This is a genomic window from Streptomyces sp. NPDC085927, from assembly GCF_044540975.1.
GTDB classification, from domain to species: Bacteria; Actinomycetota; Actinomycetes; order Streptomycetales; family Streptomycetaceae; genus Streptomyces; species Streptomyces hirsutus.
In genome coordinates, this window is record NZ_JBITSN010000013.1 from 60,965 (window position 1) to 81,282 (window position 20,318).

A 20,318-nucleotide genomic window follows, 5' to 3' on the forward strand; every position below is an offset into this window, starting at 1 on the left:
CGGAAAGGCGCGGGCGGGCGGTCAGTCGGCGGTGGGGGAGCCGAAGCAGTCGGCGTAGGAGGCGGCGAGCGCGTCCCAGTCGTCGCCGGGGCGGAAGCGGACGTACTCCCAGCCGGCGTCGAGGAGGCGTTCCGCGGCGTCCTCGTCGCGCAGGGCGGTCTGCTCCGTGTCGGGCAGGTCGACGAAGACGGCCAGGCGCATGCCCGGCTGCCGGTAGACGTAGTCGGGCATGGCGTTGGCCTCGGTGAGGAGAACACCGGTCTCCGTCGGCAGGTTCAGGCCCTTCGCCTTCACCCAGTCCAGGAAGTCGCCCTGTTCCGCCAACTCCGCCGCAGCCGCGGCCTCCACCGCCGTCGGCTCGGCCGGCGACCGGGTGATCAGCCGCCGGTACTGCTCCGACCGGGACTCCCCGCGTTCCTCCCGCGTCGCCGTCGCCGACGCGAAGCGGACCAGCAGGGCCGCCACCGTGTGGCGGTTGATCCGGGCGTGGTCGAGCTGGTTGCCGTACGTCAGCAGGCACTCGTAGCAGCCGAGCGCGCAGGCGCGGTCGCCGCGGTGCGCCTCGTCGCCCCGGTCCGTGCCGTCCTCGCCGAAGTGGCAGATCTCCAGGGCGCGGCGGGCCGCCTTGGCCACGGCGTCCGTCTCGGCCTGGAGCCGGCGCAGGACGCCCGCGCCGCCCTCCGCGGCCTCCATGAACAGGATGCGGCGGCGCGGACCGTCGTCCGGCGGGAGCAGCTCGGCCGTCAGCTCGGCGTCCTCCAGCTCGAACGCGGCCTCGATGCCCCGCTCCAGCGCGTACATCAGCGTCAGCGCGATCGGCTCGGGCAGCGCCTCGTCGAGGGTGACGACGAGGATGTTGCGGCGGTCCTCCACGAACGGGATGACGCGCTTCTTGCGGCGCCGCTCGTTGCCGTCCGTGTCGATGACCGGAAGCTCGCTGGAGTCGCCGGAGGCCTCCGACGCGTCCTTGTCGTTCATCCAGCGGCCGTCCGTCAGGTCGAGCCAGTAGCCCGGCGGCTCGTCCTTCTTGGCCCGCACCCGGCCGGTGTTGGTGATGCGGACGGTCGCGGAGTCGCCGTAGGTGATCCCGGCGAGCCGGCCGCCCGCCGCGTCGGCGACCGTCGCGTTGAGGCGGCCCCGGCGGGCGCCGTGGTCGTGGAAGCGGTACGACGTCTCCAGTCTGAAGCCCGCCCGGCGCCGCTCCTCCTCGTCGGAGGAGATCCGCTCGCGGCGGGTGGTGTACACCGTGTGCAGGTGGAGCAGGCCGTACGTGGCCGAGCTCAGCGGCTCGTCGCAGAAGCCGCAGCGGTCCTCGCGCTCCTTCGGGTCGTGGTGGTAGCCGCAGTGCGCGCAGCGGCGGGCCTCGCCCGTCGTCAGCTCACCGGAGGAGTCCGGTGGCAGCTGGATGCGGGTCACCTGGTAGCGGGCGCCCTCGTGGTAGATCAGCGCGCCGGGGCCGAACTCGCGGACGGCGAGGAAGCGGGGCCGCTGGAGGTAGTCGCCGTCGCCGCGGCGGCGGCCGATCGTCGGGATGTACGCGGCCAGCGGCAGGCGCGGGAAGCTGTAGCCGGGCAGGAAGCCCTCGGACGCCAGGTAGCGGTACGGGTTGAAGTCCGAGAGGACCGACTTGCTGTCGACGCTCTCGTTCATCAGCAGATTCAGCTGGGTCTCGGCCTCGCGGCGGCGGGCGTTGGCACGGTTGCGGTCGCCCTCGGTGAGGCTGTAGTCGAGGCGGCGCTTGTTCTGCACGTACTGGTCGTCCAGCGCGGCGCGGAACAGGCTGCGCCAGCGGTCGAAGGCCCGGTCGAACCGCTCGGGGACCGTGCGCACCCTGTCCTGGATCCAGTCGTCGTGCCACCAGGTGGTGTCGGCGAACTCCTTCAGCAGCGGGCCGAGGACGGTCAGGGCCGCGTCGACCGTGCGGCGCTGGGCGCCGTCGTCGTACGAGGCCGCGTGGATCTCCGGCAGCAGTCCGAGGGCCGGGGCCGGGCGGTCGCCGGTGTCCGGGTGCGACACGTCCAGCACGTCCGGGATGGCACGGCCCAGCCGCAGGCCCGCCTCGGCGATCCAGATGCCCTGGAGGTGGGAGAGGACCAGGTCCTCGTTGGCGAGGTCCAGGCGGGGCGGGGCGACCGCGCCGGCGACCATCCGCTCCGAGCGGCGGAAGTAGTACTGGTCGTGGCTGTTGCCCGTCGCGCAGTACGTCGTGACCAGCGCGGGCTGGCCGCTGCGGCCCGCACGGCCCGAACGCTGGGCGTAGTTGGCGGGCGTGGGCGGGACGTTGCGCATCATCACCGCGTTGAGGGAGGAGATGTCGACGCCCAGCTCCATCGTGGGGGAGCAGTACAGCAGCTTCAGCTCCGCCTTGCGGAACGCCTCCTCGCGCTTCTCCCGGTCCGCGGGGGCCACCTGCGCGGTGTGCTCGCGGGCGAACAGGCCGGACAGGGCGTCGGCGGTCTCCCGGTACAGCTTGAGGAAGAAGGAGTTGATGCGCGGGCCGTCGCCGCTCTGGTATGTGCGGGTGAGCGGGTCGTGCGCGCCCGACTCGCCCTTGCCGGCCCGCCAGACGAGCGACTGGGCCGCCACCCGGTAACCGGTCGTCGTCGGACCCGACGGGCGACGGTAGCGGCCGGGCCGCTGCGGGGCCGTCTCGACCTCCTTGACCAGGCCCGCCTTGGTGAGGACCGTCAGCAGCTGGGCGATGATCAGCTGGAGGTCGTCCTGGTCCAGCCCCGCGAAGGAACCGTCCGCGCGCTTCAGGTACTTGCCGTACTTGCCGCGCGCCGACAGGAACAGGCTGGAGCGGTCGGCGCCCGGCCGGGACGGGTGCGGATAGGCCGTACCGACCCGCGGCTTGTCACCGGTGGACAGCACCCACGGATCCACCAGCCGCTCCTCGGTCGCCCGTTGCAGCGACTCGAAGGTGTCGTCGCGGAAGTACGACACGTCGATCGCCAGCGAGCGGCGCATCTCGTCCAGCAGCGTCCTGACGATCTCGGCGCGCAGCACCGGGTCGGCGTCCCGCAGCGCGGGGTGCGTGCTCTCCCAGCGGTCCTGCTTGCCGGCCACCCAGTGCAGGTCCTCGTAATCCATCTCCAGCAGGCCCGTCTGCTCCAGGTTGGGCATGGTGATGCGCCAGCCGCGCTCCAGGTCCAGGTAGAGCCGGAAGGCGATCACGTCGCGCAGCGTGCGGGCCGCGTTGCGGGCGAGGCCGGGGGAGAGGTCGGTGTCGCCGGTGTAGTCGGCGGGGGCGAGCGCGAGGGTGTTCGTGACCGCCGTGGCCAGCTCCTCGTGGTGCAGACCGTCCTCGCCCGCGTCCAGGGCCGCCCGGTACAGCGCCCCGCGCAACTGGGTGATCTGCACGAAGTCGTTGAAATGGCCCGCCTGGAGGGAGGCGTCCTGCCGGTTGTCGACGAAGGTGAGGAGCTTGCGCGCCTCCTTGTCCAGGGCTTCCTCCGGCACCGACTTGAGTGATCGCACGATGGACGCCGAGACCAGCGAGGTCGCCGACGAGCGGCCCTCCTGGTCCAGCGTGGCCAGCTTGGCGAAGTCCTTGCCGCGCGTCTGCTCGTACGCCACCCCGCAGTGCAGGCAGAACAGGAACGGGGACGGGACGAACGCGGCCTTCAGCTCGCCCCGGCCCTCCTGGCCGTACGGGTCGACGGTGATCGCGCGGGGCACCCGGTCGCGGTAGGTGCGCTTGACGACCTCCTGGCCCCTGTCGTCGACCTCCAGCCAGGACTCGGGCAGCCGGCGGTCGTCCACGGCGTACTGGACGTTCGCCGGCCACTCCCGCTCGTGGTCGATGTAGAGGTAGCCGTCGCCCTGCCGGCCGCCGGTCGCCGAGGTGTCGCGGCGTGCCTCGTAGCGGACCTCGCCGTCCTTCTCGGTGCGCCACACCGTCAGGTACTCCTGGCCGCACTCCCGGCAGAACGCCAGCGGCATCAGCAGCCTGCCGCCGCTGCCCGGCTGTTCGAGCTGGTAGGAGCGGGTGAGGTGGCGGGAGAGCTTGTCCTCCAGGGTGACGTACACGGTGTCGCCCTTGGACAGGAACTGGTGCAGCCGGAACGCGAACAGCGGGCGCTCGGTCACCGGATGGAGGGCCTGCGAACCGGCCTCCAGCGTGGCGCGGATGGCGGCGGCGCAGTCCTGCTCGGGCACGCCCGACCGCTCGCTCAGCTCCTTCGCCGCGACCTCGATCTTCGCCGGCCGCTGCCGCACCAGACGGCCCGACTCCTCGTCCTCGACCAGGCCGAAGCGGCCCTCGATCCAGCGGGCCAGCGGGTCGCGCACGAGGTCGTCGTAGGCGCGCGGGGCGGCGGACGAGGTGAGGCGCCCGGCCGGTACGGTCTGTGGGGCCTCACCGGTCGCGCGGACCAGGGTCTCGCCGATGACGTGCTCGGGCCGCACCTTCGTGCCGAACAGGGTGCTCGCCACCTCGGCGACCACCAGGCGCTGGTCGTCCAGGGTGCCCTCGGTCGACATGGTCGCCGACGTGCCGATGCACTGCAGGTCCTCGGCCCGACAGGCCTCGCGGACACGGCGGATGAGCAGGGCCACGTCGGCGCCCTGACGGCCGCGGTAGGTGTGCAGCTCGTCGAAGACCAGGAACTCCAGGCCCCGCGCCATCCGGATCAGGCTCGCCCGGTCGGCGGGGCGGGTGAGCATCAGCTCGAGCATCACGTAGTTGGTGAGCAGGATGTCCGGCGGGTTGTCCCGGATCTCCCTGCGCTTCTCGTCGTCCTCCTGGCCCGTGTAGCGGGCGAAGGTGACCGGCTCCTTGCCGGTGCCGTACCCGTCGCGCAGGTACTTCTCCAGCTCCCGCAGCTGACTGTTGGCGAGCGCGTTCATCGGGTAGACGATGATCGCCCGCACCCGCTTGGTCGCGTCGGGGCCTTCCTGGTCCCGCTCGCGCAGCACCTTGTCGACGATCGGGACGATGTAGGAGAGCGACTTTCCGGACCCTGTGCCGGTCGTCAGGACGTACGAGGATCCCGAGGCGGCGGCGTCGACGGCGTCGCGCTGGTGGCGGTGCAGGGTGAGCGGACGGCCGTCGCAGACGGTGCCGCCCTCCGTCTTCTTCGCCTGGAAGATGCGGGCACACTCGGCGTGCAGCACCTTCTGCTGGGCGAGCTCGACCACGGTGCCGCCGCCCTGGAAGAACGGGTTGAGCGACAGCCACGGGTCCGGCCACTGCGACTTCTCGTCGAGATCCCTCTCCACGAAGTCCGAGATCCGGTCGTCACGGATGACGGTGCCGCCCTCGGTGAAGGAGCGGTAGTCCCTGATGAGCGCCTTGTGCACGCCGAAGACGTCCATGACCGCGCCGGGGGCCGCGGCCTGCGGGGCGGGGACCTCCTCGGCGTGGGCCGGGGCCGCGGTCGCCGGGGCGGGCGCGGCCTCGCGCAGGGGCACCGTCGGGTCCAGCGCGCCCCAGTGCGGCAGCAGGTCCCCGGCGCCGGACACGGCGAGCGGGAGCAGCGCGTCCCGCACGGTCACCGCGTCGGCGGGGCGGTCCGCCGGGTCCTTGGCCAGCAGGCGCTCCACGAGCCGGGCGAGCTCGACGGGCACCTCGCCGCGGATCGCCCGGACCGGCGCCGGCTGCCGGTTGACGTGCCGGTCGGCCAGCTCGTACGCGGACTCGCTGGTGAACGGGGGAACGCCGACCAGCATCTCGTACAGCACACAGCCCAGCGCGTAGAGGTCGGCGGCCTGCGTCACCTGCTTGGCCAGGCACTGTTCCGGTGCCATGTAGCGGGCGGTGCCCACGCTGACGCCCGTGCTGGTCAGCCGGGTCTGGTCGGGGTCGTCGGCGATGCTGCCCATGCCGAAGTCGAGCACCTTGACCGTGCCGCCCTGCGTGAGCATCACATTGGCCGGCTTGAGATCGCGGTGCACGATGCCCGCGGCGTGCGCGGTGGCGAGGCCGGCGGCTATCTGCGCGCCGATGGCCGTGGCCCAGGAGACGGGCAGCTGGGCCTCTTCCTGGATCAGGTCCCGCAGGGTCTCGCCGTCGAGGAACTCCATGGCCAGATAAGGCAGGCCGCCGGGACTTCCGGCGTCCTCGTCGATGCCGCCCGCCACGAGCCGGGTGAGATTGGGGTGCAACAGGCGGCGCATGATCCGCACTTCGCGGAAGAAACGCTGCACGGCCTTCGCGTCGCCACCGGTGTCCACCTGCGTGCCGGTACGACGGCGCAGGATCGTCTTGACGGCGACGGCGCGTTCCGGGGTGCCCTCGGGAGCTTGCAGGTCCTCGGCCCGATGGACCTCCCCCATGTTGCCCCTGCCGATGACCCGTCCGATGCGGAACCTGCCGTCGACCAGTGCGTGACTCACTGCCGCTCGCTCCCTCGTCCCTCGCACACGTCCCCCACACCCCCCAGGTGCACGGGCCCCCTTACGCGCCGCTGCGCGTACCCATCGTGACAGAGGAGATACAGCGACAGCCGACACCGTACACGAAGGGTGGTTTGAGAGGTAGCGGTGTACTTGTTGACATCATCAACGTGACTCACTTACGGTGACGGTGAAAATGTTGGGGGGTGGGCCGATGGTGCAGCGGTCTTCGGTCGGCGACGGGTCGTCCGGTCTGCGCGCGGCGCTCGGCGAGCTGCTGGTGCGGCTGCGGGGCAGTGCCGTGGACGGGGTCGTGCCGGAGCAGGTCTTCAGCGAGGGCGTGAAGGCGCTCGTGCTGGGGGACGCCGAGCGGGAGCGGCTGCGTCACGAGCTGGCCCGGCTGGGGCTGCCCGTGCAGGAATTGCATGTGCACACAGACGGTGACAAGCGGAATGGTGAAAAGGTTGCGCAGAAGCGAGGGGAAAGTGTGTTCCCCCGGATCCGGTCGGTGCACCACCTGATACGGCGCTACGTCGACGCCGACGGCTACGTGACCTCTCACGTCCTGGACGGTGTCGTGAAACTCGCCGGACTCCAGGCTCATGAGGCCGCGCGGCTGCGCGCGGAGACACCGGTGAGGGACCCGGAAGCCGAACGTGGCCCGGAGCGGCCGAAAGCGGAGGAGCGGGGCGGCGGGGGCGTCGACGAGGCGGGGTCGTCGGAGGGAGTACGGGAAGACGGTGAAGACGGCAGGGAGGGCCTCCTCGGCGAAACGGAGGCGGACGAGGCGGATCGGGCGGACCTGGGTGGCGACACTCCCGCAGTGGAGACGGCGCCCGGAGACCTCGCCGAGGCGCTCGCCGCGGCGTACGCCGTTCTGGACACCGACCGACGCGAGCGGCGGCCCGGCAGCCGGTTGCTGAGCGCGCAGGCGGAAGTGGGCCTGGCCGTGCTGACCCGGGGCGGAGCGGACCACATCGCACGGGAACCGGACGAGGACGAACTGAAGGCACTGCCGACGGACGACCTCAGGATCCGTGCCCGGGACTGCCTCGTCCTGCACAACCAGCGGCTGGTGCACTCCCTGGTCCGGCCACACCTGGAACAGGGCCTCGACTACGACGACCTGCTCCAGCACGGATTCCTCGGTCTGCTGCGAGCCGCCCGGAAGTTCGACCCCACCAAGGGCTTCAAGTTCTCCACCTACGCCACGTGGTGGATCCGTCAGTCCATCACCCGGGCCATCGCCGACGAGGGCGCGCTGATCCGGATTCCGGTTCACATGCACGAGCAGATGCGGAAGGTGGCCAGAGCGGAACGCACCCTCCTGTCCGAGGGGCGGCCCGCGGCCACCGCCGATGTCGCGGTGACGTGTGACATGCCTCTGCAGAAGGTGGAGGAGATCCGGCGCCTCACCCGCCGCACCGACTCCCTCGACCGCGTCATCGGCGACGGTGCCACCCTGGCGGACTTCGTGGGACGGACCCACGTCCTGCCGTCGGTGGAGCGGCACGTGGTCGCCGCCCTCACCCTGGAGGCGGTCCTGGCCGTCCTGGAGACGTTCACCGAACGGGAGCACGGCATCCTGGCAGGGCGCCTCGGGCTCGACGGCGGCGAACCCTTGACGCTGGACGAACTCGGACGCGTGTACGGCGTCACACGGGAGCGCATCCGGCAGATCGAGGCGAAGGCGCGGCCCGTGTTCCAGGAGAGGCTGCGCAAGGCGGGCCTCGCCGACGACGGCCTGGACGCCGTCTGCGAGGAAGCCGAGTACGCAGCCCGAAGAGCCGCCGAAGCGGTGCGACGGGCACGGATCGCCCGTGCCACCCACGCGGCCCGTACGGCACCTGCCCGGCGTGCCCTGCGCAAGGCCGTGGAGGAGCGGGCGGGGCGGGCTGCCCGAGCCGCGCATGTGGCTGAGGCGGTGGAGCGGACCGCGGTCGTGGAGGAGAGCAGCGACATACCGGGCATCGAGGTCGAGGCGGTGAGCGAAGCCGCGGTGCAGCCGAAGGCCGACGGCGAGACGAGTGACGAGGGCACTGCGCAGGCCGCAGTGGAACCGGAAGCCGAGGTGACGCAAGGTGAGAGTCTCACGTGCACCGATGTGGCCGTCGGCGCCGGGCCTGTCCCCTTGACGGCCGAGGCGGCGCCGCAGCCGGCGAGCGCTTCGGGCACGGAAACGGAGCCCGGGGTGGTGGCGAACCAGGCGGCTGCCGACTGGGAGCGTGTACGGCGGATGTCGGCGACGCCCGTCGAACAGGACTGGTGGCTCGCCGAGTACGCACTGGCGGCCCTGGGGCACGACGCCCTGGCCGCGCTGCTCGGGCAGCCCGACGCCGATGCGGTGGTCCGGAGCGACCGGTACCGAAACCGCTTCACCCGCCCGGTCCTCACGGCGCTGGAAGTGCTGCGTCGAGTCGTCGACACCCTGGTGGAGACCGGGCGGCGGCCCGAGGACTACTTCGACCGGCCCGCCGACGCCTTGCGCGGCAGCACGCCCCGCTCGTACCTCACCAGCCGGCCCCTTGTACACCGCGAGTCCCGGCTCGCCGTGCGTGACGCGCTGCGGGAGTTCGTCGCCGCCGGGGCGGCCGAGGAGAAGGAACCGGACCAGGACGCACCAGGGGATGCGGAGCCGGAGGCGGAACCACGGGAGGCCGCTGCGGTCCCCCTGGGTGCTGGGGACGCGGACACGCACACGGAGCCGGAGGGGGGCGCGGAAGCGAACCCGGTCCGGACCGAGCCGGCCCCGGTTCCCGTGGCACGCGCCACGGAGGAGGCCGAGGAGGAGTTCGAACGGCGGCTCACCGAAGCCCGTGTGGAGGCCGAGCGTGAACTCCACGCATGGGAGGACGTGCTGCTCGCGCGCATGGACACCGTGCTGCTCCGGCGCGAGCGGCGTACGCGTGCCGAGGGTGAGGCGCGCATCGCACAGCTGAAGGCGCAGCACCACGAGGCGTACCAGGCGGTGCTGCGCCGGGCCGAGTCGGCCGAGGAGTCCGTCCGGTCGGCGGACGACCGGCGGGACCGGACCCAGGTTCTGGAACTGCGGCTGCGCCAGTACCGAGAGGGCGCCGAAGCCCGCATCGCGGAACTGGAGGACCGGCTGCGGCAGGCCGCTGCCGCCGTCACGCAACGCGACCGGGCAGCCGAGGACGTGCTGCGCCGGCAGCGTGAGGCCGCCGAGGCCCGCGTGGAGGACATGGAGGCGCGGCTCCGTGACACCGAAGCCGCCCTGGCCCGGCGGGACCAGGCGCTCGAGGCGGCGCGGCGGCACGCGGAGAGCACGGAGCAGCTGGCCGCCCAACGCGTGGCGCAGGCAGAACAGAACGCCTGGGCCCAGACCGCCGAACTGCAACAGCAACTCGCCGCACTGCACACACGGTTGGCCGCGGAACAGGAAGCCGCACGGGCCCGGAGCTCCTTCCGGGACCGCTGGCGCCGTCCCTGAGCCGCCGACGGCCCCTTCGTTTCTCCTCTTTCCGAAGAACAGCAGGAATCCCATGGACCCCAGACAGGAACTCGTCTCCTACCTCAGGCGGCAGCTCGTCGGACCGGCCGGTGGCGACGACGAGACGCTTGACGCCCCGCCCGACCGGCAGTACCTCATGGGCACCCTGTATCCGCAGGAAGCCGACCTGCAGGCCCAGTTGGACCTCGCCCGCGAGCACTTCGACGGAGCCGGCACCGAGAGGGGCGCCGAGGACACCGCCCCGGCGGCCGACCCCGTGCCCGAGTCGAACTCCTGGCTGCCCTCGTCCCTCGGGTTCAGCTTCTACACCGACGCGGACGTGATCGAGATCGGATGCGCTGCCGCCCGGTATCTGACGAAAGCGCGCAGCGGCCGGCGTGGCAGGAGCTGGCAGCGGATCGCCATACCTGCCGAGAAGCATCTCCTGGGAGCCGACCGGGAGCACGTCACCGTGCTGGACGGGCGTGCCGAACTGCGTGTCAGACGAAGAGCGTTCGGCAGTGGGCAGCTCGTCACCGCCGCCCTCGTGAACGCCGCGCAGGATGATCCCGCGCCGGAGAGCAACGACCGCTGGGACCGCATGCTGTTCCAAGTGGAGTTGTGGGCCCGGCCGGTCGACGGACGGGTGCTGCAGTATCCCAGCGTCCTTCTGGCCAGCAGGGATTCGGAGGAGCAGGAACTGCGCCTTCAGTACCGGCACGTGCGGACACACGCCGTCGGGCACGGGTGCGCCGTCGAGGAGACGCACGACGACGGGACCGGCAGCCGCGTGACCGGGCTGCGGGCCGCCGTCATGCCCGAGGCGGAGGTCACGGGCGTACGAGCCGCCGGCCTGACCGACACCCCGGTGCTCAAGCTCACCCATCTCGCCGACCCCGCCGTTTCCGCCGACCAGCTGAGGGAGGAACTGGCCGAGTTCGCCGCCTCCTACCGCGCCTGGTACGTGGGACAGCTCAACCAGCTCGACACCGAGGTGCCCGAGTGGGGCAGGGAAGCCGCCCGGCGCGTCCTCGACCGCATCAGCACCGCCGTCACCCGCATCGAGTCCGGTGTACGGACCCTCTGCGACCCCCGCCGCCCCGAACTGCTGCACGCCTTCCGGGCCGCCAACCGTGCCATGGCACTGCAGATGCGCCACTCCGCCGCCGACCTCGCCGGCACCCGGCGCCCCCGCCGGGACGACGGCGTACCGCCGGACCCGCAGCCGTACGCGGACGCCTCCTGGCGCCCCTTCCAGCTGGCGTTCTTCCTGCTGGCCGTCGACGGGACAGCCGACCCCCGCCACCCGGACCGTGCCGTGACGGACCTGATCTGGTTCCCGACCGGTGGTGGCAAGACCGAGGCGTACCTGCTGCTCGCCGCGTTCGTGATGGTGCTCCGCCGGGGTGAGCGCGACGGCGGCGGAACGGCCGTGCTCAGCCGGTACACCCTCAGCCTGCTCACCACGCAGCAGTTCCAGCGCGCCGCCACGACCGTGTGCGCGCTGGAGTCCATGCGCCGCGCCGACCCGGCCACGTACGGCGAGGAGCCCTTCTCCATCGGTCTGTGGGTCGGTGAGACCACCACCGCGAACAGCTACGAGAAGGCGCGCCGCGACTTCCACGACGCACGCCAGGCCGCCACCCCCGACGACGTGTTCATCCTGGACCGCTGCCCCTGGTGCGGCACGCGCATCCTGCCCGCCCACAAGTCACCCGGCAACGACGACTACGGGGTGCGCGCGGGCGCCGACTCCTTCGCCTTCTTCTGCCCCAGGGACGCGTGCCTCTTCCACGACGAACTGCCCGTCGCCGTCGTGGACGAGCAGATGTACGACAGTCCGCCCACCTTCGTCCTCGGCACCGTCGACAAGTTCGCCCGGCTCGCCTGGGAACCGCGCTCCGGCCGGCTCTTCGGCGCCGGCACCGGCCACCTGCCGCCGTCCCTCGTCATCCAGGACGAACTCCACCTGCTCACCGGTCCGCTCGGCACCACCGTGGGCCTGTACGAAGCCGCCGTCCTCGGGCTGTGCACCGCACCGGACGGAACCGGGCCCAAGGTCGTGGCGTCCACGGCGACCATCCGCCGCTCCGGCGAACAGGTCCGCGCCCTGTACGGGGGAGACGTCCAGCTCTTCCCGCCCGCCGGACTCGACGCCCGCCACTCCTACTTCGCCGAGCCGGACACCTCCCGCCCGGGCCGCCGCTACCTCGGTGTCATGGCCCAGGGACACACCGCCGGCCGCGCCTCCGTGGCCACCGCGGCCGCCCTGCTCCAGGGGGCGTGGCAGCTCCCGGAGGAACACCGCGACGCCTACTGGACCCTGGTCGCCTACCACCACAGCCTGCGCGAACTCGGCCGCACCGTCACCGCCGCCGCCGACGACATCCCCGCCCAGCTCGCCGGTCTCGACTCCGGCGCCGGGGTACGCCCGTTGACGGACGCGCAGGTCGAGGAGCTGACCAGCAACCTGCCACGGGCCGAGCAGCCGGTGCTGCTGGACCGGCTGGAGAAGAGCTGGGACGACCCGAAGTCGGTGTCCTTCCTGCCCTGCACGAACATGCTGTCCGTGGGTGTCGACGTCAAACGGCTCGCCCTGATGCTGATGCAGGGCCAGCCCAAGACGACCGCCGAGTACATCCAGGCCACCAGCCGCGTGGGCCGGCACGCCGTTCCCGGACTCGTGGTGACCTTCTTCAACGCCACCCGCCCCAGGGACCGTTCGCACTACGAGACCTTCGACGTGTACCACCGCGCCCTCTACCGGCACGTGGAGCCGACCAGTGTCACGCCCTGGTCGGTTCCCTCCCGCCGCCGCGCCCTGCACGCCGTGCTCGTGATCCTCGTACGGCACCGGCTGGGGCTGGCGGCCGAGAACCAGGCCGGGCGGATCCTCGACCGGCTGCCCGAAGTGGAAAAGCTGATCGAAGAGCTGGCGCAACGGGCGGAGACCGCCGAGCCGACTGCCGGGGACGCGGTCCGCAAGGAACTCGCCGGGCTGGTCGCGGACTGGGAGGACCTCGCACGCCAGGCCCGCAAGGACGGCCGCGAGCTGTACTACCGCAGCCAGGGCAAGGGCCAGTCCAACCTCATCAAGAGCTTCGAACAGCTCTACGGCCTGTGGGAGACACCCAACTCCATGCGCAACGTCGACCGGGAATGCCAGGTGACAGTGAAGGGAGCCGACCTGTGAGCCGCACACTCCGGGTACGCCAGTCGCAGACCGTGGTGCCCTTCGGGGTCGGAGCCGTCTTCGACATCCAGGGCGAGTCGTTCGTGGCCGCCGGCATCGGCGACTGGCCGGCCCGGGCCAAGCAGCGGATCGACTCGCCCCGGCTCGCCGACCGGCTCGGCGTCACCGGCTTCCACGCCGCACCCGCCACCGCCAACGACCGCTTCGACGTTGCCGACGCGCCCGGAGCACCGTACATCCGCTTCCCCTCCTGGCTGTTCTGCGGTGCCTGCCGACGCATGAAGCGCTGGCGGATCGCCGACGAGAAGCACGGCCAGGCGCCGCGCTGCCCGTCCTGCACCCCCGCGCGGACCCTGGCACCGATGCGGTTCGTGCAGATCTGCCAGGCCGGGCACCTCGGCGACGTCGACTGGTGGTTCTGGGCGCACTCGCGGCGCGACGGCGGCGAGCGGCGGCGCTGCGAGGAACGCGAAAGGCTGCGGTTCCTCGTCTCGGAACGGGCCTCCGGCCTCGAAGCGCTCTCCGTCACCTGCACGGCCAAGGGGTGCGGCGCCACCCGGGACCTGCTCGACATCCTCGGCACCCACGGCATGCGCTGCTCGGGACGCAACCCGTGGCAGCGCGCGAGCGAGGCCGCCACATGCCCGCGTCCGGTGCAGATCGTGCAACGCACGGCGGGCAACCTCTACTACCCCCTCGTGCACTCGGCGCTGGACATCCCCGAGACCGACGTCCCCGTCCACACCGATGACGCGCTCGCGACCCAGGTCCGTGAACATCACCTGTGGGTCCTGCTGTGCAGGGACCCCGCCTCGCCGCGCTCCACCGCCTTCCGGACGATGATCCAGGAGGACACCGGAGCCGACGACAGCCTGATGGACACCCTCCTGGCGGAGGAGACGGGACACGCGGCCCCCGCCGCGGCCGGCTCCCCGGAGCAGACGCCCGCCGGCCCCGACCGCCCCGACCTGAGCCGGGAGGAATGGGCCGCGTTCACGGCGCCCGCCCCACCCGTCACCCGTGACTTCGCCCTGCGCGAGACCACGCTCGGCCTGGCGGGGGAGACGGACGAACCGTGGGCCGGGCTCGCCCGCCGCTTCGGCCGCATCGTGCTCGCCGACCGCCTCCGCGAGGTCCGGGCCCTGTCCGGCTTCACCAGGGTCTCTCCGGACGCCACCGTCGTCACCGCCGACACGTCCCGCCGGCTGAAGTGGCTGCCCGCCGTCGAGGTCTTCGGCGAGGGCGTCTTCCTCACCCTCGACCACGACGCGCTCCAGGAATGGGAGCAGGCCGCGGAGGTACGCCGACGGGTCGGAGGCATGCGGGCCGACCTCGACCGCTCGTTCCAGAAGGACCGTCTGGAAAGCGTGACCGGACCCGAACTCGCTCCCCGCTTCGTCCTTCTGCACACCCTCGCCCACCTCCTCATCCGCCAGCTGTCCTTCGAGTCCGGGTACACGACCGCGAGTCTGCGCGAGCGGATCTACGCCCGCCCCGAACAGGACCAGTGCGGAATCCTCGTCTACACCGCCGCCGGAGACGCCGAGGGCACCCTGGGCGGACTCGTCCGCCAGGGCGAACCCCCGCGGCTGGCCGAAACGCTGCTGCGAATGACCGAGTCGGCCGCCTGGTGCTCGGCCGACCCCCTGTGCGCCGAACACAGCGGCCAGGGCTTCGGCAACCTCAACCGGGCCGCCTGCCACGCCTGCGCCCTGCTCCCGGAAACCAGCTGCGAGACCGGCAACTCCCTGCTGGACCGTGCCCTCGTCGTCGGAGGCGAACACGTCCCCGGCTACCTGCAGCCCATCGTCGCCGCGGCTCGCACCGCCGCGGCCACCGCTCTGGAGCAGCCGTGACCGTCACCTACCTGGACCTCGACCCCGACCAGCGGGCGGGCCTCGACGACCTGCCCTTCGACGGCAACCATCTGATCAGTGGACCACCGGGCAGCGGCAAGAGCGTCCTGGCGGCCCAGCGGGCCGTCATGCTGGCTCTCACCGGCACACCGGTGGTCCTGCTGACCTACTCCAACCTGCTGCGGCAGTCGCTCGCCGGTACGGTGCACGCACTGGGGCCCGCGGACCGCTCGGTCCGTGTCATGACCGCCCACAGCTGGCTCGCCGAGTGGTACGGAGCCGCCCCACCGGTCGGCGACGACGGCTGGTACGACTGGGACGCCCTCTTCAACCGGGCCGCCGAGCAGGCGGGAGGCGTCGGCGTCGCCCTGGTCGTCGACGAAGGCCAGGACCTGCCCCCGGAGTTCTACCTGCTCGTCCGCATGCTCGAGACACACACGACCGTCTACGCGGACGAGTGCCAGCGGCTCACCGACACCAACTCCACCCTTGACGAGATCGCCCGGAACCTGGGCAAGTGCACCCGCCACGACCTCGCCGGGAACCACCGCAACACCGAACAGATCGCGTCCTTCGCCGCACACTTCCACACCGGCACCGGCACCCCCGCCCTGCCGGGCCGCCAAGGCCCGCCGCCGCGCCTGCACCGCTTCCACGAACGAGGCGTCGCGGACCTGCTCGTCCTGCTGGCCGAGACACAGCCCAAGAAGAGCATCGGGGTGATCGCCGCTTCCAAGCACACCCAGTTCTCCCTGCTCGGCAGCATCCAGAAACGGGCGCCACGGCTCAAGCCCCAGCTGTACACGTCGCAGTCGAGGGGCGGTCAGTACCGCAACCTCGACCTCGGCCGGCCCGGCATCGTGATCGTGCACCGCCGGAGCGCCAAGGGGCTGGGATTCGACACGGTCGTCATCCCCGACACCCACCAGGACGCCGCGACCGACCCGACCTCCGCCGCACTGCGGATGTCCTACTACGTCATGGCCACCCGGGCGCGGCGGGAACTCCACCTCGGTTACGAGGGAGAGTCCGAACCACCGCTTCTGGCCCAGGTGAACCGAGGAGATCTGCAACGGGGGTAGACCGGTGCCGGGCGACCCGCCTGACACGTCGCACGGATGGACGCCCTACGGGGTGTCCCCGCCCGAAGGAGGGTTTCCGGTTCCGGTCAGCAGCCGCAGCAGGTGCGTGCAGGCCGATTCCTCCCGCGCGTGCCGGGTGACGACCTCCCAGGTGCCCCGTTCGTAGGCGCCGGTCTCCCACATGCCCGGTGCCGTGCGGGAGCGGCGCAGGTAGAGGAAGTCGGTGGGCAGGGGAGAGGGCTCGTGCACGCCCTCGATGTAGTAGTGGCCGTCCTGCACGCCCAGGGCGCGCAGGACGGTGTGCAGCGTGCCGCGGTTCACCGGCAGGCCCGGGTCAGCCCGCCGCGGGAGCGAGGTAGCCGTGGTCCAGGAGCCACTTGACGTTCAGACGCTCGCCGTCGCCCGGGGTGAGCAGGGCGGGGTCGAGCTTGATCTGCTGTCCGCCGCCCGGCTGTTCGAACCAGGGGGCGATGCCGCCCTGCCAGACGGCGAAGGGCCGCGTGACGGTGTAGCGGTGGTAGTCGCAGGGGTGGGCGGGCTCACGGGTGTTGAGGTTCTGCGGGGGCAGCGCCCGCTTGGCGTAGGGGTCGCCGGCGGGGGCGAGGTAGGAACCGTACTCGGAGCCGAAGCGGTCCAGGTCCTCACCCGGGTCCAGGACCTCCACGTGCTTGTCGACCTCCCCGTTGACCTCCGCGAATCCGTCGTTGGGCGGGTACTTCCATCCCGCCGGTCCCTCAGGGTCCTCGTCCTTCCAGTACTTGGCCAGGAACGCGCTCGGGGAGAGGTCACCGGTGCGCTGGTAGTCCTTCAGCAGCGGTCCCACCGGGGCCTCCCAGGGGCGGGGCAGGGTCTCCGGACCCAGCCGGGCATCGCCCTGGTACGCGCCGGTGCACGGGGCCGGACGCGGGGCCGCTTGTTCCGATCGGTGGTGCTCCTCGACCGCGGAGGACGTGCCGGGGCCGGTGCCGGGGCCGGTGGCGGCGGTCGCGGTCGTCGGGGACAGCGCGGCGGTCAAGGTCAGGGTCAGGGCGGACAGGGCAGCGCGTGAGCGGTTCTTCACGTGTCGTACTCCGGTGCTGGTCGGGGCGCCCTGGCTCGTACGAGGCCACCCGCTGGGGCGCGCAGTGGCAAGGTGAACAGCGACGGTGGCGCATGCCAGGGCCGGTGCTGTCGGGGCGTTGTCGCCCGGCTTCCGCAGTCAGGAGGTGGCCGTCCCGGCTGGTTCGGCGTTTCGACGTGAAGATCAACGACCGCGTGACGGCAAGGACACGCGCTCTCGTGACCGGCGACGGGGAAAAGGGCGGAGGGGAAAAGGGCGGACCGGATCGTCGTGGGGCGCTCGTTTCCGTCGCCCAACTGCTCCCGGCCCGGTAAGTGGAAGGAGCGAAGGGCAGGAGAGACGCCAACGACCGTTCCCACGGGCGGGCGTGCACTGTCGGGCCGTCCGCAGGAGTGCCACCATGAGGCGGGGCCACGGCCGATGATCCTGCCCGGCAGGCACCGGCCCGGCCCGGTCGTACCGTTCATGCAGCGAGGAACCGCATCACAGGGAGCCGCCGTGACCGCGCACGTGACCGCCGTCCTGCCCCGTCGAGCCGGCCTCCCGGTCATCCTCGCGGTACTGCTGCTCGCCGTCCTCGCGCCGACCGCACCGGCGCTCGCCACCGGCGCACCCGCCGTCGCCGTGGACGGGGCCGCCGACACCGCCCGGTCCGGGAAACAGCGAGGCGGGGCCGAGGTCGTCGCGGTCACCCAGGTCGCCGAGCGGCAGGTCGACCTGTCGGTGAGATCGGAGGCTCTGGGCGGCCGTACCGTCAAGGTGCGGCTCCTCACCCCCGACGGCTGGGACCCCGGTGACCGGAGTCAGCACTGGCCGACCCTCTGGCTGTTGCACGGATGCTGCGGCGACTACACCTCATGGACCAGCCTCACCGATGTCGCCGGGATCGACAGCCTGCGCGACGACGTGCTCGTGGTGATGCCGGAGGCCGGCTGGAACGGCTGGTACAGCGACTGGTGGAACCACGGCGAGGGCGGCGACCCCGCGTGGGAGACCTTCCACACCGTCGAGCTGCGGCAGCTCCTGGAGCGGGACTGGGCCGCCGGCCGCAACCGTGTCGTCGCCGGGCTGTCGATGGGCGGCCAGGGTGCCCTGCAGTACGCCGCCCGGCACCCCGGCATGTTCAAGGCGACCGCCGCGTACTCCGGCTCCGCCCACCCCCTGCTGAACGACGAGTCGGTCGATCGCATCATGGGCTTCTTCGCCGGGCAGGGCAACGACCCGCTGCGCGTCTGGGGCGACCCGGTGGCACAGCGCCGCATCTGGAAGGCGCACGACCCGTTCCACCTGGCCAAGCGCCTCAGGTCGATCCCGGTCTACCTGTCGTGCGGCGACGGCACCACCGGCCCCCTGGACCCGCCCGGCAGCACCAGCGCGCTCGAGGCCGACTTCAACCGGCAGAACCACGCCCTCGCCGCCGAACTGGAACGCGTGGGCGCGAAGCACGTCACCACCCACTTCTACGGACCGGGCACCCACGGCTGGGCCTACTGGGAACGCGAACTGCACGCCTCCCTGCCGATGCTGCTCGGTGCGCTGCGGGTCGACGGATGAGCCCGTTGCCGTAGAGGCCGACGACTGCGCTCTGCCGCTTGGAACCGCCCCTGTGAAGTCAGTGGGGGCAGATGGGGCGGGAAGCCTGCCCCGTACGACAGTCTGCGGACGGGCCGCGCCGTCGGCCCGTCCGGTCCCCGCCCGCCCCCGCCCGATCGTTAGCCCGTCCGGGGTGTCCGAAGCGCCCGAACCACCCGGTCGCGATGGTGGCGATGCGGCCCGGGGCCACCGACCGCACCATGGTCACGTTGCCGACCGGCAAACCGATCGGCACCGGCCGGATGCGAAGGAGGCCCCGCGGTGGGCGAGCTGTACATCGACGGCGAGTGGACCCAGGCCGCGGCCGGCGGACGGCGGGAGGTGGTCAACCCGTACGACGCCTCCGTCATCACCACCGTCGACGAGGCGGACGCCACCGATGTGGACCGTGCGGTGCGCGCCGCCCGGCGGGCCTTCGACGAGGAGGAGTGGGCGAACACCCCCACCCGTCACCGCGCCGACCTCCTGCTGCGCGTCCACGACCTGCTGCTGCGCGACCGGGACGAGATCGCCCGTACCGAGACCCTCGACACCGGCAAGACGCTGACCGAGGCCCGCATCGACATCGAGGACGTGGCGAACGCCTTCCGCTACTTCGCCGAACTCGCGGACAAGGACGGCGGCCGTGTCGTGGACGTGGGCCCGGACGTCCTCAGCCGCGTCGTCTACCAGCCGATCGGGGTGTGCGCGCTCATCGCCCCCTGGAACTATCCACTGCTCCAGGCCTCGTGGAAGGTCGCGCCGGCGCTGGCCGCCGGCAACACCTTCGTCCTCAAACCCAGCGAGACCACACCGCTCACCACGATCGCCATGATCCGGCTGATCGAGGAGGCCGGCGCGCCCCCCGGCGTCGCCAACCTGGTGCTCGGCTCCGGCGCGACCGTCGGCGCCGCCCTGACGGATCACCCCGAGGTCGACCTGGTGTCCTTCACCGGCGGCCTGGCCACCGGACGCGCCATCATGGCCGCCGCCGCCCGGGGGCCGAAGAACATCGCCCTGGAACTGGGCGGCAAGAACCCCAACCTCGTCTTCGAGGACGCCGACTTCGCCGCCGCCGTGGACTACGCGCTGGACGCCGCCTTCCTGCACTCCGGGCAGGTCTGCTCCGCCGGATCACGGCTGCTGGTCCAGGACGCGCTGCACGACCGGTTCGTCGACGCCCTCGCCGAGCGCGCCCGGGCGATCCGCCTCGGCAACGGCATGGAGGAGGGCACCGAGAGCGGCCCGCTCAGCTCCGCCGAGCACCGTGAGAAGGTCGAACGCCACATCGCCTCCGCACAGGAGGAGGGCGCCCGGCTCGTCACCGGCGGCACCCGCCCCGACGACCCTGCCCTGAGCAGCGGCTTCTTCCTCCTGCCGACCATTTTCGCCGACTGCGACCGGTCCATGAACATCGTCCAGGACGAGGTCTTCGGGCCGGTCGTCACCGTCGAGCGTTTCCGCACCGAGGACGAGGCGGTGGACCTGGCCAACGACACCCGCTACGGCCTGGCCGGCGGCGTGTGGACCTCCGACGCGAGCCGCGCCCAGCGGGTCGCCCAGCGGCTGCGGCACGGCACCGTGTGGATCAACGACTTCCACCCCTACGTGCCGCAGGCCGAGTGGGGCGGCTTCGGCCGCTCCGGCGTCGGGCGCGAGCTGGGCCCCACCGGGTTGCGCGAGTACCAGGAGGCCAAGCACATCTACCAGAACCTCGCCCCCGCACCCTCCGGCTGGTTCAAGGGCTGACCGGGCGCGGCGCACC

General features: G+C 72.0%; 9 protein-coding genes. 6 read left to right on the plus strand and 3 right to left on the minus strand.

Annotation, left to right across the window (positions count from 1 at the left end; all coding sequences use genetic code 11):
* Positions 1–21: 21 nt before the first annotated feature.
* Positions 22–6,339, minus strand: coding sequence for a protein kinase (locus ACIF80_RS28070; RefSeq protein ID WP_399809801.1), 6,318 nt, complete (start codon positions 6,337–6,339; stop codon positions 22–24).
* A 214-nt stretch (positions 6,340–6,553) separates the two neighbouring features.
* On the opposite strand from ACIF80_RS28070, the gene ACIF80_RS28075 reads away from it, so the two are divergent.
* From ACIF80_RS28075 to ACIF80_RS28090, 4 genes are read left to right on the plus strand one after another with little or no spacing between them, the layout of a single operon-like run.
* Positions 6,554–9,790, plus strand: a complete 3,237-nt coding sequence (locus ACIF80_RS28075) for a sigma-70 family RNA polymerase sigma factor (protein ID WP_399809802.1) — start codon at positions 6,554–6,556, stop codon at positions 9,788–9,790.
* Between the two features lie 52 nt (positions 9,791–9,842).
* Positions 9,843–12,983, plus strand: coding sequence for a helicase-related protein (locus ACIF80_RS28080; protein WP_399809803.1), 3,141 nt, complete (start codon positions 9,843–9,845; stop codon positions 12,981–12,983).
* The gene (gene drmB / locus ACIF80_RS28085) at positions 12,980–14,839 is read left to right on the plus strand and encodes a DrmB family protein (RefSeq protein ID WP_399809804.1); all 1,860 of its coding nucleotides are present in this window, start codon (positions 12,980–12,982) and stop codon (positions 14,837–14,839) included. Before ACIF80_RS28080 ends, drmB begins: the two co-directional genes overlap by 4 nt.
* Positions 14,836–15,921, plus strand: a complete 1,086-nt coding sequence (locus ACIF80_RS28090) for a DNA helicase (RefSeq protein WP_399809806.1) — start codon at positions 14,836–14,838, stop codon at positions 15,919–15,921. The genes drmB and ACIF80_RS28090 overlap by 4 nt, the downstream gene beginning before the upstream one ends.
* A gap of 45 nt (positions 15,922–15,966) precedes the next feature.
* Here ACIF80_RS28090 and ACIF80_RS28095 read toward each other — a convergent pair whose 3' ends face one another.
* Positions 15,967–16,242, minus strand: coding sequence for a hypothetical protein (locus tag ACIF80_RS28095; protein ID WP_399809807.1), 276 nt, complete (start codon positions 16,240–16,242; stop codon positions 15,967–15,969).
* Between the two features lie 13 nt (positions 16,243–16,255).
* Positions 16,256–16,981 carry a TNT domain-containing protein gene (locus ACIF80_RS28100; protein ID WP_399809808.1) on the minus strand — a complete coding sequence of 242 codons (726 nt, stop codon included), beginning with the start codon at positions 16,979–16,981 and terminating at the stop codon, positions 16,256–16,258.
* Positions 16,982–17,446: 465 nt separating this feature from the next.
* Here ACIF80_RS28100 and ACIF80_RS28105 point away from each other — a divergent pair, with 465 nt between their 5' ends.
* Together ACIF80_RS28105 and ACIF80_RS28110 are read left to right on the plus strand one after the other, a co-directional pair.
* Positions 17,447–18,535: an alpha/beta hydrolase gene (locus ACIF80_RS28105; RefSeq protein WP_399809809.1), complete on the plus strand. Its 1,089-nt coding sequence runs from the start codon at positions 17,447–17,449 to the stop codon at positions 18,533–18,535.
* Positions 18,536–18,835: 300 nt separating this feature from the next.
* The gene (locus tag ACIF80_RS28110) at positions 18,836–20,302 is read left to right on the plus strand and encodes an aldehyde dehydrogenase family protein (protein ID WP_399809810.1); all 1,467 of its coding nucleotides are present in this window, start codon (positions 18,836–18,838) and stop codon (positions 20,300–20,302) included.
* Positions 20,303–20,318 lie beyond the last annotated feature (16 nt).

What these genes read in the sequence shown, in the direction of transcription:
- ACIF80_RS28080 (WP_399809803.1), top strand. Translation starts at nt 9,843, where the DNA reads ATGGACCCCAGACAGGAACTCGTCTCCTACCTCAGGCGGCAGCTCGTC.
- ACIF80_RS28105 (WP_399809809.1), top strand. Translation starts at nt 17,447, where the DNA reads ATGCAGCGAGGAACCGCATCACAGGGAGCCGCCGTGACCGCGCACGTG.
- ACIF80_RS28075 (WP_399809802.1), top strand. Translation starts at nt 6,554, where the DNA reads ATGGTGCAGCGGTCTTCGGTCGGCGACGGGTCGTCCGGTCTGCGCGCG.